Origin of the sequence: Pseudomonas sp. NPDC088414 (assembly GCF_044753325.1) — a bacterium.
Lineage (GTDB): Bacteria > Pseudomonadota > Gammaproteobacteria > Pseudomonadales > Pseudomonadaceae > Aquipseudomonas.
In genome coordinates this window covers 66,777-83,706 of sequence record NZ_JBIVMY010000012.1, presented here as the reverse complement: position 1 = coordinate 83,706, position 16,930 = coordinate 66,777, and the positions used below count along the sequence as shown (strand labels likewise).

At 61.2% G+C, this 16,930-nt stretch carries 11 protein-coding genes; 8 read left to right on the top strand and 3 right to left on the bottom strand.

From position 1 onward, the window contains the following. Positions 1-8 precede the first annotated feature (8 nt). The 4 genes from ACIP8I_RS13365 to ACIP8I_RS13350 all read left to right on the top strand — a co-directional run bounded on the left by ACIP8I_RS13365 (position 9) and on the right by ACIP8I_RS13350 (position 8,692). Positions 9-779: an electron transfer flavoprotein subunit beta gene (locus tag ACIP8I_RS13365; RefSeq protein ID WP_400761671.1), complete on the top strand. Its 771-nt coding sequence runs from the start codon at positions 9-11 to the stop codon at positions 777-779. A 1,125-nt stretch (positions 780-1,904) separates the two neighbouring features. Beyond that, positions 1,905-5,360: an alpha/beta fold hydrolase gene (locus tag ACIP8I_RS13360; RefSeq protein ID WP_400761668.1), complete on the top strand. Its 3,456-nt coding sequence runs from the start codon at positions 1,905-1,907 to the stop codon at positions 5,358-5,360. Positions 5,361-5,553: 193 nt separating this feature from the next. Beyond that, a complete protein-coding gene (locus ACIP8I_RS13355; protein WP_400761665.1) occupies positions 5,554-7,422 on the top strand; it encodes a hypothetical protein in 1,869 nt (622 codons plus the stop codon). Positions 7,423-7,447: 25 nt separating this feature from the next. After that, the gene (locus ACIP8I_RS13350; protein ID WP_400761662.1) at positions 7,448-8,692 is read left to right on the top strand and encodes a metallophosphoesterase family protein; all 1,245 of its coding nucleotides are present in this window, start codon (positions 7,448-7,450) and stop codon (positions 8,690-8,692) included. 114 nt (positions 8,693-8,806) lie between these two features. On the opposite strand, the gene gbcA is transcribed toward ACIP8I_RS13350, so the two are convergent. Continuing rightward, positions 8,807-10,102, bottom strand: coding sequence for a glycine-betaine demethylase subunit GbcA (gene gbcA, locus ACIP8I_RS13345; protein ID WP_027610658.1), 1,296 nt, complete (start codon positions 10,100-10,102; stop codon positions 8,807-8,809). 281 nt (positions 10,103-10,383) lie between these two features. Between gbcA and gbcB the strand changes: the two genes are divergently transcribed. Continuing rightward, positions 10,384-11,484, top strand: coding sequence for a glycine-betaine demethylase subunit GbcB (gbcB, locus tag ACIP8I_RS13340; RefSeq protein ID WP_007962605.1), 1,101 nt, complete (start codon positions 10,384-10,386; stop codon positions 11,482-11,484). A gap of 104 nt (positions 11,485-11,588) precedes the next feature. On the opposite strand, the gene ACIP8I_RS13335 is transcribed toward gbcB, so the two are convergent. Then, positions 11,589-12,413, bottom strand: coding sequence for an SDR family oxidoreductase (locus ACIP8I_RS13335; RefSeq protein ID WP_400761658.1), 825 nt, complete (start codon positions 12,411-12,413; stop codon positions 11,589-11,591). Between the two features lie 262 nt (positions 12,414-12,675). Further along, positions 12,676-13,716 carry a low specificity L-threonine aldolase gene (locus ACIP8I_RS13330; protein WP_038363178.1) on the bottom strand — a complete coding sequence of 347 codons (1,041 nt, stop codon included), beginning with the start codon at positions 13,714-13,716 and terminating at the stop codon, positions 12,676-12,678. Between the two features lie 127 nt (positions 13,717-13,843). On the opposite strand from ACIP8I_RS13330, the gene ACIP8I_RS13325 reads away from it, so the two are divergent. From ACIP8I_RS13325 to ACIP8I_RS13315, 3 genes are all read left to right on the top strand, one after another. Beyond that, positions 13,844-14,554 (top strand): TraX family protein, encoded by a 711-nt coding sequence (locus ACIP8I_RS13325; protein ID WP_400761655.1) that lies wholly within the window; start codon positions 13,844-13,846, stop codon positions 14,552-14,554. 310 nt (positions 14,555-14,864) lie between these two features. Further along, complete coding sequence (gene glyA, locus ACIP8I_RS13320; RefSeq protein WP_003228965.1) at positions 14,865-16,118, top strand: serine hydroxymethyltransferase; 1,254 nt, start codon at positions 14,865-14,867, stop codon at positions 16,116-16,118. Positions 16,119-16,138: 20 nt separating this feature from the next. After that, positions 16,139-16,930 (top strand): FAD-dependent oxidoreductase (locus ACIP8I_RS13315; RefSeq protein ID WP_400761652.1); only part of this gene is annotated, 792 nt, incomplete at its 3' end.

Here is a 16,930-nt window from a genome sequence, read left to right as displayed (position 1 = left end):
AACGGGTTATGAGCACAAAGATCATCAGTCTGGTTTCCATCGGTGCCCACCCGACCTCGGGCCGGCCACGCCGCGCCGAGCAGGACGCCCGCGCCGTGGAGCTGGGCCTGCAGCTGGCTGGGGATAACCTGCAAGTGCTGCACGCCGGCGACATCGCGGAACCGGCGCTGCGCGCCTATCTGGGCATGGGCCTGGAACAACTACATGTGCTGGAACAACCCGCTGGCGCCGACGCCTTGCCGGGGCTGACGGCGTATCTGCGCGATGCCGGCGCCCAGGTGGTGCTGACCGGCAGTCAGGCGGAAACCGGCGAAGGCTCCGGCATGTTGCCGTTCCTGCTCGCCGAGGGGCTGGGCTGGCCGCTGGTGGTGGGGCTGGCGCAGGTCGAGTCGATCACCGACGGTTCGGCGCTGGTGCTGCAAGCCTTGCCTCGCGGGCAGCGGCGGCGGTTGAAGGTGAAGCTGCCGTTTCTGGCGACTGTGGATAACGCCGCGCCCAAACCTCGACAGAGTGCCTACGGCCCGGCGCGACGCGGGGTGTTGAATGCCGAAGACGTTGAGGTGCTGGACGATGAACTACTGGCCGTCTCCACACTGCAACCGGCCAAGCCACGGCCGAAACGTTTGAAGGTGATCAAGGCCAAGAGCGGTGCGGACCGCATGAAAGCTGCCACCGCCAAAGCCAGTGGCGGCGGTGGACAAGTGCTCAAGGGTGTCACCGCGCAGGCCGGGGCGGAAGCGATCCTCAAACTCCTGATCGAAGAAGGAGTTGTTCGCTGAAAAGCCCCTCACCCTAGCCCTCTCCCGGAGGGAGAGGGGACCGACCGAGTGGTATTGGCTAATTACATCGACCTGCGATTGCGCAGTGACCTTGGTCTGGCCAAGCCTGAGATCACAATGTTCGTTCAGGTCGGTGGAGTTTGAACAGGCGATGCGGTCGGCTCCCTCTCCCTTTGGGAGAGGGCTGGGGTGAGGGGTAGTGTTTACCCACAATCCCTGTTGGCGGATCTGTGGATAACGTGTTCGCCCATCCCTGTACCCCACGCCAATCAAGCCCTCCAAGCCCCAGCTCAAAAAACAACCAGCCTAAGTCACGGTTTTACCGGGCTTTTTCTCCTGCATAACGCCAAGAGTTGCCCCCAATCTCTGTTGGCGCTTCTGTGGACAAGATGTTCGCTGTCCGCTGCAAGCCATATAAAACGTGGCCTGTACAGGATTGATCAATAATTGATCGACTAAGCTTTTAAAGCTGATAATCCCCGTGTAAACCGCGATTTCACACAGCCCTCAGCGCTTTTCCACAGCCGCCGCGAAGTTACCCCCGAAGTCTGTTGGCGCTTCTGTGGATAACGTGTTCGCCATCCTCTACAAGCCATGAAAACCGTGGCTTACAAAGACTTGATCAAAAAATAGCCAATGTATCTGGCAAACCATCATTCTGGATAAGTCACGATTTTTCTTCACAAATCAGCGAGTTATTTTCGCAATCATCCACAGTTACCCCCATTTGCTGTGCATGGCTATGTGGATAACTTGTTCGCCAAACCCTGCAGGCCACGTCGGGCATAGTCCAAACGGCAATTGGTCAGATTTCATACAGTTCTAAACCGTTGCCTTGACTTCGATTCCTGCGCTGTCTTCACTGCAATGGCACAAGGACAGCCGTCACTTATCCACATCAGGTTCTGGGAGAACGCATGATGGATAGCCGCCCACACCGCCATATCCCCTCGCCACGCAAGCGCACGTTACGTCGTGCGGCCAATCAACGCGCTCGTCTGTAGCGACCTCCTGTTTTAACCGCTGTGCTGTCGCCGGGCTCGACCCGGAGGCCAGGTGCCCGTTCGCCCATTGATTGCAGGCAACCGCAGAGTTGCCCCATCTGCCTGAGAGAGGAACACCCTCATGACACGCATCGCAACGCCCATCAGCGAGATCAAGGAACACTACGACGTGATCGTCATCGGCTCCGGTTATGGCGGCGGCATTGCTGCGTCGCGCCTGTCCCGGGCCGGCAAGCAGGTGTGCCTGCTCGAACGCGGACGGGAAATCCAGCCCGGCGAATACCCCAACACCATGATCGCCGCGACCGAAGAGCTGCAGGTGCATGACCCGGACGGGCATATCGGCTCGCGCACCGGACTGTTCGACCTGCATGTGAATGCCCAGCAGAACGTGGTGGTCGGCTGCGGCCTTGGCGGTACATCTCTGATCAACGCCAACGTTTCCCTGGAGCCGGAACCCGGGGTCTTCGAGGATCCACGCTGGCCGCAAGCGGTACGCGATCATCGCGATACGCTGCTCAAGGACGGTTACGCCCGCGCACGGGAAATGCTCAAGCCCAATCCGTACCCGAACAGCGCGCCGAATCTGCCCAAGCTCGACGCCAACAAAAAGTCTGCGGACTACCTCAAGCAGGGCGCGCATTTCTACAAGCCGCCGATCAACGTGACCTTCGACAAACTGCCGAACAACCTCAACCACGTCGGCGTCGAGCAACTGCCGTGCAACCAGTGCGGCGACTGCGTCTCGGGCTGTAACAACAAGGCCAAGAACACCACGCTGATGAACTATCTGCCGGATGCCTGGAACCATGGCGCGGAGATTTTCTGTCAGGCCGAGGTGCGGCATCTGGAGCGCGACGGCGATGGCTGGATCGTGCACTTCCAGTATCTGGACAGCGGGCGCGAGAAGTTCGACGCGCCAACGCTGTTCGTGAAAGCCGATATCGTCGTGGTCTCCGCCGGCACCCTCGGCTCCACCGAGATTCTGCTGCGTTCGCGGGACAAGGGTCTGGTGATGTCCGGCCAGCTCGGCGAGAACATGAGCGGCAACGGTGACATTCTCGGTTTCGGCCACAACTGCGAACAGACCATCAACGGCATCGGCTTCGGCGCGCATTCTGCCAAGGAACTGCACCCGGTCGGCCCGTGCATCACCTCGGTCATCGACATGCGCACCGAAGGTGACTGGCGCAGCCGCATGGTCATCGAGGAAGGCTCGATCCCCGGCGCCCTCGGCCGGCCGATGGTGCCGGCGATGGCCGGGTTCGCCGAAATGATCGGCGTGGCCACCGACGACAGTTTCAGCGGCAAGCTCGGCTACAAGGAGCGCGAGGCCGAGAGTTTCCTGCGCGGGCCGTATTACGGCGCGCTGCACAATATGCAGACCTACCTGATCATGAGCCACGACAGCGGCCAGGGCCGGATGATTCTCGACAACAAGGACCAGTTGCGCATCGACTGGCCGGGTGTCGGCGAGCAGGAAAACTTCAAGCTCGGCAACCAACGTTTGTACCAGAGCACCAAGGCACTGGGCGGGGTCTGGGTCGAGAACCCGATCTGGACCCAACTGCTCAAGCACAGCATCGTCTCGGTGCATCCGCTGGGCGGTTGCGTGATGGGCGAGGACGCCGCGCAAGGCGTGGTCAATCACAAGGGCCAGGTGTTCAGCGGCGCGGCCGGCACCGATGTCTACGCCAGTCTGTACGTGACCGACGGCGCGGTGATCCCGACCTCGCTGGCGGTCAATCCGCTGCTGACCATCTCCGCCGTGAGCGAGCGCAACATGGGCCTGCTCGCCGCCGACCGTGGCTGGCACATCGACTACACGCTGCCCTCGGCACCGCGCAAACAGGTGGCGCCACCGACCCTCGGCGTGCAGTTCACCGAGACCATGAAGGGCTATTTCTCCCGGGCCTTCACTGCCGCGCAAAGCACCGATCTGAAAGTCTACGAGGCGGCAGCCAAACGCGGTGAGGCGGACAACTCGCCCATCGACTTCACCCTGACCATCACCGCCAACGACCTCAACCGGATGATCAAGGAGCCGGAACACGCCGCGACCATCGTCGGTACGGTGATCGCCCCGGCACTGTCGCCACAACCGCTGACTGCCAGCAATGGCGTGTTCAACCTGTTCGAGCAATTCGAGCAGCAGGTCGACACACGGCACATGAAGTACGACATGAAGCTGACCGCCGAGGACGGCAACGACTATTTCTTCAGCGCTTTCAAAACCGTGCCGGAAGACAACGGCGTACTCAACATCTGGCACGACACCAGCACCCTGTACGTGACGCTGTATCGCGGGCCGGACAAGTCGGGCGAGGTGATCGGCTCCGGGGTGATGCACATTCATCCGACCGATTTCGCCAAGCAGATGACCACCATGAAAGTGCTCAACGCGCGCAACGAGCGCGAGCGCATCGAAGGCCTGGCGCGCTTCGGCAAGTTCTTCGCCGGGATCCTCTGGGAAAGTTACGGCGGGGTGTTCGCCGGTGACAAATACTTCAACCCTGATGCGCCGCCACGCCTGAAACGGCCGCTGGATGCGCCGATCCCGGCGGTGCATTTCTTCCCCACCGAGGACGGCGTCGAGCTGCGCCTGACCCGTTATCAGGCCGGCAGCAAAGGCCCGGTGATGCTGGTGCATGGCCTGGGCGTCGGTTCGAATATCTTCTCCACCGACACCATCCAGACCAACCTGCTGGAGTACCTGTGCAAGCACGACTACGACGTATGGCTGCTGGATTTCCGGGTGAGCATCCTGCTGCCGGCGAGCAAGAAGGAGTGGAACGGCGACCAGATCGCCCAGTACGACTTCAAGGCGGCCATCGCGCAGATTCAGCAGCAGACCGGCGCCAAGGACGTGCAGTGCGTGGTGCATTGCTACGGCGCGACCACGTTCTTCATGTCGTTGCTGGCAGGGCTGCAAGGTGTGCGCTCGGTGGTCTGCTCGCAGATTGCCGCTGACACGGTGGTCGCCACGGCTACCGGATTGAAGGCCGGTCTGCACCTGCCGGGGATGCTCGATGCGATCGGCATCAAGTCGATGACGGCTTACGCCGACAGCAAGGAGAACTGGTTCAACCGCCTCTACGACAAGGCCCTCAACGGTTACGCGCGGATCGAGGCGCAAGGCTATTGCACCAACCCGGTGTGCCACCGCATCACCTTCATGTACGCCTCGCTGTATCGCCACGACACCCTCAACGAAACCCTGCACGACAACCTGCACGAGCTGTTCGGCGAGTCGAACATCGAGACCTTCGAGCACCTGGCGCTGATCGTGCGCAAAGGGCATCTGGTGGATTTCAAAGGCAACGATGTGTACATGCCGCATTTTGAGCGGCTGACGATGCCGATCTGCTTTATCAGCGGCGCGGAGAACCAGTGTTACCTGCCGGAAAGCACCCTCAAGACCTACCAGCGAGTCTGTGAAGCCCACGGGCCGGAACGCTACAGCCGGCATGTGGTGCCGGGCTATGGCCACATCGACTGCATGTTCGGCAAGAACGCAGTGGTGGATGTGTACCCGATCATCCTTGAACACCTGGAGAAAACTGCCTTGGGTGGATGAGGTTCCTGTGGCGAGGGAGCTTGCTCCCGCTGGGCTGCGAAGCGGCCCCAAAACCAGCGCATGCGGTCTGTCTGATGGATCGGGATGGCCGGTTTTACGACTGCTGCGCAGCCGAGCGGGAGCAAGCTCCCTCGCCACAAAAGCTCATCACATAGAGGGACTCTCCTAAGGTCTGCGCAAGGAAATGGATGACATGGATACTTACATCCGCTGGTTTCAACGCTTCATCTGGATCGGCATTGCGATGAACATGGTGTTCGCGATCCCGGCGCTGTTTGCGCCAGGGTTGCTGACATCGGTGGTCGGGCTGCCGCCGCAACTCTCCGACCCGTGGCTGGAAAACGCCGGGATGCTGCTGGTGGGCATCAGCGTGTTTTACATGCCTTCGGGCTTCAACGCGCCGCGTTATGTGGTGCACTCCTGGCTGTGCGTGCTGACGCGGCTGATCGCCGTGGTGTTCTGGATTTACCTGATCAATACGAGCATTCAGGGTTCGGTGTTCGTGCCGATGCTGATGGGCGATCTGAGCTTCTTCCTGATTCTCGGCATTCTGCTGTACCTCGGCACCACGCCCGCGAACCGGCCCTGGGCGCTGCTCTGCGATGGCTGGCGCGAGTGGCGCGCGGCCTGGGCGCGGCAATGGCAGAGCCATACCTTCAAGGTCGGTACCTTGGTCGTACTGGCGCTGCTCGGTTTCATCGGTTACCAGACCTGGTATCAGATGCTGCGGGTGGTGCCGGAGCAGGAATACGCCTCCGATGAAGATCACTACAAATACGCCGCCATCGGTCTGGGAATTGAAGCGCGGATCCCGTATTACCTGTTCGCCGTGCTACCGCAGATGTGCCCGGAAAAACTGCCCAAACCCGGCGGCTGGGAAGTCTTCGGCTTTCTCTATGAGAACGGCAAGGACCTGCCGATCGGCATGGCCAAGCGACAGATCGGCTACCCGACTGTGGAACCGAACTGCGCGCTGTGCCACACCGGCTCCTACCGGGCCAATGCCAGCGACGTTGCGGTCAACGTGCCGAGCGCGCCGGCCAACACCCTGCAACTGCAGGCCTTCCAGTGGTTCGCCTACGATTGCGCCAGCGACCCGAAATTCACCACCGACGCGGTGATGGCGGCGATCAACGGCAAATTCCAGCTGGGCTTTTTCGAGAAGCTCTACAACCGCTATCTGATTATTCCGATGGCGAAGAGCGCCTTGCTCAAGCAGAAGCAGGCCTACGCCTGGCAGAAGCTGCGTCCGCAACAGGGCCCGGGCCGCACCGACACCTTCAACCCGACGAAAATGGTGGTGTTCGGCTTCCCGGATGACTCGACCATCGGCACCGTCGATCTGCCGCAAGTGTGGAACCAGAAACCGCGGGAATCGATGTACCTGCATTGGGACGGCAATAACAACAAGATCCACGAACGCAACTACGCCGCCGCGATGGCCGTGGGCGCGACCCCGGAATCGGTGCTGCCGCCGAGCTTCAACCGGGTGACCAACTGGCTGCTCGGGCACAAGGCGCCGGCGTGGCCATGGGCGCTTGATCAGGCGAAAGTCGCGCAGGGCAAACCGATCTGGGATGCCAATTGCGCCGCGTGCCACGACTTCGGCCGTGCCGACACCGGGCAGGTCACCACCAATATCGATCAACTCGGCACCGATCCACATCGGCTGGACTCGTTCACCACCGGTCTGGTGACCGCGTTCCACACCTTCAAGAAACCGCCGTTCGACTTCGGCGCGTATCGCAAGACCCAGAGCTACAGCAACACGCCGACTGACGGTATCTGGCTGCGCGCGCCGTACCTGCACAACGGTTCGGTGCCGACCCTGTGGGATCTGCTGCAACCGCCGGAAAAACGTCCGGTGGTGTTCATCACCGGCTCCGACGTCTACGACCCGGTCAACGTCGGTTTCGTCACCACGGGCGCTCAGGCCAAAGCCTCGGCGGATTTCAAATACGACACCCGACTGGAGGGCAACCACAACAGCGGTCACCTGTATGGCACCACGCTGTCGGACGACGACAAACGTGCGTTGATCGAATTCATGAAAACCCTGTGAGCCCTTACGGATAGAGGATTACGCCATGTCACTGGTCAGTCATTGGGAACACGAGTACGACAAGGTCAAACTGCGCATTCACGGCTTGTTCACGCGCATGGAAATGGCCTGGATGAAGCTCATCAGCGAGCTTGAGCCGCAGGAGTTTCAGGCCATCATCAAGTTGCTTCAGCGCGGTCACGATCAGGCGCAGTACGTGCTGAAAAACGGCGAGTTGCCCGGCGACGAGCCGGCGGTGCCGTGGGAGTTGTCCCATGGCCTGTCGATCCTGCGTATCGGCAATGCCACGCCGTTGCCGCAATCGCCCGATCAACTGGCGACCCGGGTGCTGCAGGACGGCAGTCTGCTGGGGTGTCGCAAGTGGGAGTTGCTTGATCTGCTGTGGAGCGAGGCATTGCTCAAATGGATCGAGAACCTGCGTCATCACGCGACCTTCGGCACTGACCCGGCGGTGGTGCAGATGGAGCGTGACGTGACTTTGGCGATTGCCGGCGACTGGGGCACCGGCCCCTTCGACAGTCATGCGCCGGCGGTTTCAGTCGCCAACCAGATGCAACTGGCGCAGGCGGATTTCACCATCCATCTGGGCGACGTGTATTACGCCGGCAGCCACTCGCAGGAAGACGTCGACATGGCCGGTTGGCCGATGGGCAGCCACGGCTCGTTCACCCTCAACTCCAACCACGAGATGTACAGCGGCGCCCACGGCTATTTCAAGGAACTGGCCAAGCGCTTTCCGGGGCAGCAGGGCACCAGTTATTTCGCCTTGATCAACGACGACTGGCTGGTGGTCGGGCTGGATTCGGCGTACGCCTCGGACGCGATGAACCTGTACATGGACGGCACGCTCAACGAGCCGCAGATCACCTGGATGAAAGCGCTGCCCAAGCGCAAAAAGATCATGGTGCTCAGCCATCACCAAGGCTTCGATATTTCCGGACATCACCAGACCGCGCTGTATCAACCGGTGTGCGATGCCCTGGGGCGCGAGCCGGATTATTGGTACTGGGGGCATCTGCACAATGGCATCGTCTACGCCAAACAGGGCGGCTTGAATGCGCGCTGCGCCGGGCACGGGGCGATTCCATACGGCAACGCCAGCGAGCTGGACGGGCATTCGCGGGTGTTGTGGTCGGAGACGCAGGATGCCAACGACCCGGCGTATCCGCTGCGGGTGTTGAACGGGTACGCGAAGGTGAGGCTGGTGGGGGAGGATATTTTTGAGGAGTTTATTGGGGAGGATGGCAGTGTGAGGTGGTCATCCAAGTGATGAGGTGAATGTTCTGACGCCATCGCTGGCAAGCCAGCTCCCACAGGTATGAAGTGTTCACAACATTTGTGTACACCAGAGATCCCTGTGGGAGCTGGCTTGCCAGCGATGCTTTTAGCCCTGGACCGGGACGCCCTTGAGGTACGGCGCAGGCTCGGCCCCAAGGTTGTTCAGCATCCGCTCGCTGTACCAATCGACAAAATTGACCACACCAAACTCATAGGTCTTGGAGTAAGGCCCCGGCTGATAAGCGGTGGAGTTGATCCCGCGCTGGTTTTCTTCGGCCAGACGCCGGTCCTGGTCGTTGGTCGCGTCCCACACCTGGCGCATGCGTTCGACGTCGTAATCCACGCCTTCGACCGCGTCCTTGTGCACCAGCCATTTGGTGGTGACCATGGTTTCCTGGGCGCTGATCGGCCACACGGTGAACACGATGATGTGGTCGCCCATGCAGTGGTTCCACGAGTGCGGCAGGTGCAGGATGCGCATCGAGCCCAGGTCCGGGTTCTTGATCCGGCCCATCAGTTTGGCGCAGCCCTGTTTGCCGTCCAGGGTCATCGACACGGTGCCCTTGAGCAGCGGCATGCGCACGATGCGGTTGCGCAGGCCGAAACTGGCGTGGGCGTAAGGGATTTTCTCGGCTTCCCACGCGGCAGCAGACGCGGCGACGTGATCCTTGAACGCCTGATCGGCACGCGGGTCGGTGACGTCGTCCCATTCCAGCAGGGTTTTCAGCAGTTCCGGGTGCGACGCGTTGCAGTGGTAGCACTCGCGGTTGTTTTCCAGCACCAGTTTCCAGTTGGCCTTTTCCATCAAGGTAGTGGTGATCGCCACCTTGGTGTTCTCCATGTCGTACGGTTCCATGTAGTGGTTGAGCGTCGACAGGAAGTCATCGATGGCCGGCGGATTCTCCGCCAGGCTGATGAAGATGTAGCCGCCGGCGGTCTTCACGTTCACCGGTTTGAGGCCGTACTGCTTCATGTCGAAGTCGGCGCCCATCTCGGTGCCGGCGAACAGCAGGCGACCGTCCAGCTCGTAGGTCCACTGGTGGTAGTGGCAGACCAGTTTGGCAACCTTGCCCTTTTCGCTGGTGCACAGACGCGAGCCACGGTGGCGGCAGACGTTGTGGAACGCGTGGACCACACCGTCGGCACCACGAATGACGATGATCGGGTTCTTGCCGACCTGCAGGGTCAGGTAGTTGCCCTTGGCCGGGATTTCGCAGGTCATGCCGGCGATCAACCACTCTTTCTGGAAGATCTCCTGCATGTCGATATCGAACAGGCGCTCGTCGCTGTAGAACGGCTGCGGCAGCGAAAAGGTGCGCTCACGTTCCTGCAGCATTTGTGCGGTGGCCTTGCGTGCGGGTTCCAGCGGATCGCCCAGGCTGATTTTTGCGGTGACGTCCATCGATGTATTCCTCAAGGCCATCTGCGTGGCCGCGAAAGTGGCTGATCAGGGTTGCTACGCAAGGTGTAAAGAATTCGTCTTGGTGTGAGGCGAGTGTGGGGCCGGCGCTGGGCGGAACCTTATCCATGGGCGACATGGCGCAATCTGTTCCCGACGCGCAACCCCCGGTGGTTGGGGGCTGGTCGCGATAAGTATGCCGATGTCGCGGATAGGTAAACGGGCGGTTCACGCTATACGCAGAATCGCCACATGAAGGCCGACAGTCGGCCGTGGAGAACAGCATGTCCAACAGCTTCCTGAATCCGGTCACCACCCAGACCTGGGCCAATGGCCGACACATCGTCCGTTGCGTCAAAGTCATCCAGGAAACCTGGGACGTGCGCACCTTCTGTTTCATGGCCGATCAGCCGATCCTGTTCTTCTTCAAGCCCGGGCAGTTCGTGACCCTGGAGCTGGAAATCGACGGCCAGCCGATCATGCGCTCGTACACCATTTCCAGTTCGCCGTCGGTACCGTACAGCTTCTCGGTGACCATCAAGCGCGTACCGGGCGGCAAGGTCTCCAACTGGCTGCACGACACCCTGCATGAAGGCCAGGAGCTGGCGGTGCACGGCCCGGTCGGGCTGTTCAATGCCATCGATTTCCCGAGCCCGAAAGTCCTGTATCTGAGCGGCGGCGTGGGGATCACCCCGTGCATGTCGATGGCGCGCTGGTTCTACGACACCAACGCCAATGTCGACATGACCTTTATCCACAGCGCGCGCTCACCGAAAGACATCATTTACCACCGCGAGCTGGAACACATGGCGTCGCGGATCGACAACTTCAGCCTGCACCTGATCTGCGAGAAACACGGGCTGGGCGAGCCGTGGGCCGGTTATCGCGGCTATCTGAATCACAAGATGCTCGAACTGATGGTGCCGGACTTCCTCGAGCGCGAAGTGTTCTGCTGCGGCCCGACGCCGTACATGACTGCGGTCAAGCGCCTGCTCGAAGCCGCCGGCTACGACATGTCGCGTTATCACGAGGAATCCTTCGGCGCCACGCCACCGGAAGCTCGTGCCGATGCGGTGGAACAGGCCGAGCAGGCTGCCGAGGCACCGGAAATCGATGCGGCGGACCTGCATCAGGTCGAGTTCACCGCCTCCGGCAAGAGTATTCGCGTGGCCCCGGGCGAAACAGTGCACGCAGCAGCGGCCAAGCTTGGCCTGATGATTCCGAAAGCTTGCGGTATGGGGATCTGCGGGACGTGCAAGGTGATGAAGCTTGGAGGCGAGGTGGAGATGGAGCACAACGGCGGGATCACCGAGGACGACGAGGCGGAAGGGTTTATCCTGTCGTGCTGCAGCGTGCCCAAAGGCGACGTCAGAATCGAATTCTGAGCCGGACCCCTGTAGGAGCTGCCGAAGGCTGCGATCTTTTGATCTTGTTTTTAAGATCAAGATCAAAAGATCGCAGCCTTCGGCAGCTCCTACAGGGATGGTATTCAATCCACGAACAAGTCAGGCATCAGTGCGGCGTCGCTGTCCGGCTCGAAACGGTAGTGATCAAATTCAGTCACGCCGTGCTCACGCAAAATTTCTTCGTCGATAAGCAGTCGTCCAGTGATCTGCCGCCCGCTGCTGCTCAAAATCACATGCGCCGCACCCGCCATGATCGAAGGCAGGCGTGCATGCTTGAACGACTCGCGACTGCCCAGTTGAAACTCGATCGCCGCCGTGGCAATCATCGTCTGCGGCCACAGCGAATTGACGCTGATCCCGTAACTGGCGAACTCCTCGCTCATGCCCACCGTCAGCATGCTCATGCCGTACTTGGTCACGGTGTAGGGGCTGTATTGGGCGAACCACTTGCTCGCCAGATTCAGCGGCGGCGACAGGTTGAGGATGTGTCCGGCGGATTTCTTCAGATAGGGCAGGGCGGCCTGGCTGCACAGCAACACCGCGCGGGTGTTGATCTGGTGCATCAGGTCGAAACGCTTGAGTTCGATGTGTTGCACGCCAGTGAGTTTGATCGCCCCGGCGTTGTTCACCAGCGCATCAATGCCGCCGAAATGCTCGTTGGCCTGGGCCAGCGCATGGCGCACCGCCTCTTCATCACGCACGTCCAGTTGCAGCGCCAACGCCTTGCCGCCAGCGGCTTCGACTTCTGCGGCGACGCTGTGAATGGTGCCGGGCAGTTTCGGATGGGTTTCGGCGCTCTTGGCCGCAATCACGATATTGGCCCCGTCCTTCGCGGCCCGCAGCGCAATCTCACGCCCGATGCCACGGCTGGCGCCAGTGATGAACAGGGTTTTGCCTTGTAGCGACATGCCGATGCTCCTGCTTATTGTTATGTGAGCGGAGGGCTCGACAGACAATGTAGACCAAGCAGCTGGCGCGATAGGGGCGGCGAAGTGAACTTGTGGCGAGGGAGCTTGCTCCCGCTCGGCTGCGCAGCAGTCGTAAACCCAGGCAATGCGGTTTGTCTGACGAACCGCACACTCAGGTTTTGGGGCTGCTACGCAGCCCAGCGGGAGCAAGCTCCCTCGCCACAGGGGATCAACTCGTTACAGGAGTTCATTTGCCAAGGAATCAGGCGGACATCACTTCGCGGATGTCGCGGGCCAGTTCGCGCACGCGTTCTTCTTCGGTGTCCCACGAGCACATGAAGCGGGCGCCGCCCTTGCCGATGAAGGTGTAGAAGCGCCAGTTCTTTGCGGTCAGCGCGGCGATGGCCGGTTCCGAGAGTTGCAGGAACACGCCGTTGGCCTGTACCGGGAACATCAGCTCCACGCCCGGAATGTCGCTGACCAGTTCGGCCAGCAGCTGCGCGCAGTGGTTGGCGTGGCGAGCGTATTTGAGCCAGGCGTCGTTTTCGAGGATGCCGACCCACGGCGCCGACAGAAAGCGCATTTTCGACGCCAACTGACCGGCCTGTTTGCAGCGGTAATCGAAGTCTTCGGCCAGTTTGTGGTTGAAGAACAGAATCGCTTCACCCACCGCCATGCCGTTCTTGGTGCCGCCGAAGCACAGCACGTCGACGCCAGCCTTCCAGGTCAGGTCGGCCGGCGAGCAGCCGAGGAACGCGCAGGCGTTGGAGAAACGCGCGCCGTCCATGTGCAGGTGCAGGCCCAGTTCCTTGCAGGTGGCGCTGATGGCGCGGACTTCTTCCGGGGTGTAGACGCTGCCGACTTCGGTGGCCTGGGTCAGGGTCACGACGCGCGGTTTGGGGTAGTGGATGTCCTGGCGTTTGAGCGCGACTTCGCGGATCGACTGCGGGGTGATCTTGCCGTTTTCAGTGCCGGCGATCAGCAGTTTCGAGCCGTTGGAGAAAAATTCCGGCGCGCCGCATTCGTCGGTTTCGACGTGGGCGGTTTCCGAGCAGATCACGCTGTGATAACTCTGGCACAGCGACGACAGCGCCAGCGAGTTGGCAGCGGTGCCGTTGAAGGCGAAGAATACTTCGCAGTCGGTTTCGAACAGTTGGCGGAAATGGTCGGACGCGCGTGCGGTCCATTCATCGTCGCCGTAGGCGCGCTGGTGGCCGTGGTTGGCCTGTTCCATGGCGGCCCAGGCTTCGGGGCAGATACCGGAGTAGTTGTCGCTGGCGAATTGTTGGCTCTTGTCGGTCATGGCCGGCTTCCGTGATCGAAACGCTTGTGGCGCTTCGTTGGTCAATGATGGTGCGCACTTTACCGAAGATCTTCCGGGGAGCACACGGGATGTCGCAGTCAGAAAATTACCAGTTTGTTGCCCGATTATGCACGTGAGCCAACGCGACGGCGCGCTGGATTTGCTCAAGTGGCTGGCGCTGCTGAGCATGCTGCTCGATCACCTGCGATATGTCGGGATCAGCGCCGATTGGCTGTATGTTCCGGGACGTCTGGCATTCCCGTGGTTCTGCCTGGCGATGGCGGCGAATCTTGCCCGCGCCGGCGCGCAGAAGACCGAGTGGCGTTATTTGGGCTGGCTGTTGTTGTTCAGTGCGGTCAGTGAAATTCCGTACCGCTTGTACATTCCTGATCCCGACACCCTGAACGTGATGCCTACGCTGGCGCTGGGATTGCTGGTAGCGCGGGGCTGGCAGGATCGCACGTTGTTGTCGCGGCTTTTGGGCGCAGGTGCGTTGCTGCTGGCGGCGCTGTTTTCGCAATGGCTGATGTTCGGCGTGTTTGGCGTGTTGCTGCCGCTGGCGCTGCTGTGGGTGATCCGTCGCCCCTGGTATTTGGGTCTGCTGCCGGGGCTGGTCTGTCTGGCGTCGAATCAGTGGCAGGTGCTGTATGAGGCGGCGCAGTTCGGCAACCACGTGGCGGTGTTTGGTATCGTGGCGTGTCTGGTTGCGCCATCGCTTGGGTTGTTCTTGTTGCGACATGCGCGACATCTCCAGCCACCGCCAATGCGGCGCTGGGCTTACGCACTCTATCCCCTGCATTTCCTCATTCTCTTGGCACTACGCACAGTAGTTGCCTAACACCTGTGGCGAGGGAGCTTGCTCCCGCTGGGCTGCGCAGCAGCCCCAAATCCTCAACATAAGGTCTATCAGGCGCACCGCATGCTGAGGTTTTGCGACGGCTGCGCCGCCGAGCGGGAGCAAGCTCCCTCGCCACAGAAGGCATTGTGTGCCTGAGCTTTCCCGGCCATGTCGTAAACGCACCTTTGTGTGGCGTCCGTAGGCATCTGGGCTGTCTGCGCCGGCCATACCATCGCATCAAAGGGCACCGCCGCAAGCCGCGTGCCTGACCAAGACGAAATGGCGCACCGACGCCGCCGGGAGAGACGCGATGTTCAGCAAGCAAGACCAGATCCAGGGTTATGACGATGCACTGCTGGCGGCGATGAATGCCGAGGAGCAACGTCAGGAAGATCACATCGAGCTGATCGCGTCGGAAAACTACACCAGCAAGCGCGTGATGGAGGCGCAAGGCAGCGGCCTGACCAACAAATACGCCGAAGGTTATCCGGGCAAGCGTTACTACGGCGGCTGCGAGCATGTGGATAAAGTCGAAGCGCTGGCCATCGAGCGCGCCAAGCAGCTGTTCGGCGCCGATTACGCTAACGTCCAGCCGCACTCCGGCTCCTCCGCCAACAGCGCGGTGTACCTGGCGCTGATCCAGCCGGGCGACACCATTCTCGGCATGAGCCTGGCCCACGGCGGTCACCTGACCCACGGCGCCAAAGTGTCGTCCTCGGGCAAGCTGTACAACGCGGTGCAGTATGGGATCAACACCGACACCGGGCTGATCGATTACGACGAAGTCGAGCGTCTGGCCGTCGAGTGCAAGCCGAAGATGATCGTTGCCGGGTTCTCCGCCTACTCCAAGACCCTGGACTTCCCGCGCTTCCGCCAGATCGCCGACAAGGTCGGTGCGCTGCTGTTCGTCGACATGGCCCACGTCGCCGGTCTGGTGGCTGCTGGCCTGTACCCGAACCCGCTGCCGTACGCCGACGTAGTCACCACCACCACCCACAAAACCCTGCGCGGTCCGCGTGGCGGGCTGATCCTCGCCAAGTCCAACGAAGAGATCGAGAAGAAGCTCAACGCCGCGGTATTCCCCGGTGCCCAGGGCGGCCCGCTGATGCACGTCATCGCTGGCAAAGCCGTGTGCTTCAAGGAAGCGCTGGAGCCTGGCTTCAAGGCTTATCAGCAGCAAGTGATCGACAACGCCAAGGCCATGGCCAGCGTGTTTATCAAACGTGGCTACGATGTAGTGTCCGGCGGTACCGACAACCACCTGTTCCTGGTCAGCCTGATCCGTCAGGGCCTGACCGGCAAAGATGCCGACGCCGCCCTTGGCCGCGCGCACATCACCGTCAACAAGAACGCCGTGCCGAACGACCCGCAGTCGCCGTTCGTGACCTCGGGCCTGCGCATCGGCACCCCGGCCGTCACCACCCGTGGCTTCAAGGTCGCCCAGTGCGAAGTGCTGGCCGGCTGGATCTGCGACATCCTCGACAACCTCGGTGACGCCGACGTTGAAGCGAATGTGGCCAAGAACGTCGCGGCACTGTGCGCCGACTACCCGGTTTATCGCTGAGCGGTTTGGAGTAAATGACTATGCAACGCTATTCGGGCTTCGGCCTCTTCAAACACTCCCTCAGCCACCACGAGAACTGGCAGCGCATGTGGCGCACGCCGACGCCGAAGAAGGTCTACGACGTGGTCATCGTCGGCGGTGGCGGGCACGGTCTGGCGACCGCCTACTATCTGGCGAAAGAGCACGGCATCACCAACGTCGCCGTGGTCGAGAAAGGCTGGCTGGGCGGCGGCAACACCGCGCGCAACACCACCATCGTGCGTTCCAACTACCTGTGGGACGAGTCGGCGCACCTGTACGAACACGCGATGAAACTGTGGGAAGGCCTGTCGCAGGATCTGAACTACAACGTGATGTTCTCCCAGCGCGGCGTCTACAACCTGTGTCACACCCTGCAGGACATCCGTGATTCCGAGCGTCGGGTCAGCGCCAACCGCCTCAACGGCGTCGACGGCGAACTGCTCAACGCCAAGCAAGTGGCCGACGAGATCCCGTACCTCGACTGCTCGAAAAACACCCGCTACCCGGTGATGGGCGCGACCGTTCAGCGTCGCGGCGGCGTCGCCCGTCACGATGCCGTGGCCTGGGGCTTTGCCCGTGCTGCCGACGCCTTGGGCGTGGACTTGATCCAGCAGACCGAAGTCATCGGTTTCCGCAAGGAAAACGGCGTGTGCATCGGCGTTGAAACCAACAAGGGTTTCATCGGCGCCAAGCGTGTCGGTGTGGTCACCGCCGGTAACTCCGGGCACATGGCCAAGCTCGCCGTTTTCCGTCTGCCGATAGAATCCCACCCGCTGCAATCGATGGTGTCC

Coding starts and splice junctions, on each gene's coding strand:
- ACIP8I_RS13365 (WP_400761671.1), top strand. CDS start 9: ATGAGCACAAAGATCATCAGTCTGGTTTCCATCGGTGCCCACCCGACC.
- ACIP8I_RS13360 (WP_400761668.1), top strand. CDS start 1,905: ATGACACGCATCGCAACGCCCATCAGCGAGATCAAGGAACACTACGAC.
- ACIP8I_RS13355 (WP_400761665.1), top strand. CDS start 5,554: ATGGATACTTACATCCGCTGGTTTCAACGCTTCATCTGGATCGGCATT.
- ACIP8I_RS13350 (WP_400761662.1), top strand. CDS start 7,448: ATGTCACTGGTCAGTCATTGGGAACACGAGTACGACAAGGTCAAACTG.
- gbcA (WP_027610658.1), bottom strand. CDS start 10,102: ATGGACGTCACCGCAAAAATCAGCCTGGGCGATCCGCTGGAACCCGCA.
- gbcB (WP_007962605.1), top strand. CDS start 10,384: ATGTCCAACAGCTTCCTGAATCCGGTCACCACCCAGACCTGGGCCAAT.
- ACIP8I_RS13335 (WP_400761658.1), bottom strand. CDS start 12,413: ATGTCGCTACAAGGCAAAACCCTGTTCATCACTGGCGCCAGCCGTGGC.
- ACIP8I_RS13330 (WP_038363178.1), bottom strand. CDS start 13,716: ATGACCGACAAGAGCCAACAATTCGCCAGCGACAACTACTCCGGTATC.
- ACIP8I_RS13325 (WP_400761655.1), top strand. CDS start 13,844: ATGCACGTGAGCCAACGCGACGGCGCGCTGGATTTGCTCAAGTGGCTG.
- glyA (WP_003228965.1), top strand. CDS start 14,865: ATGTTCAGCAAGCAAGACCAGATCCAGGGTTATGACGATGCACTGCTG.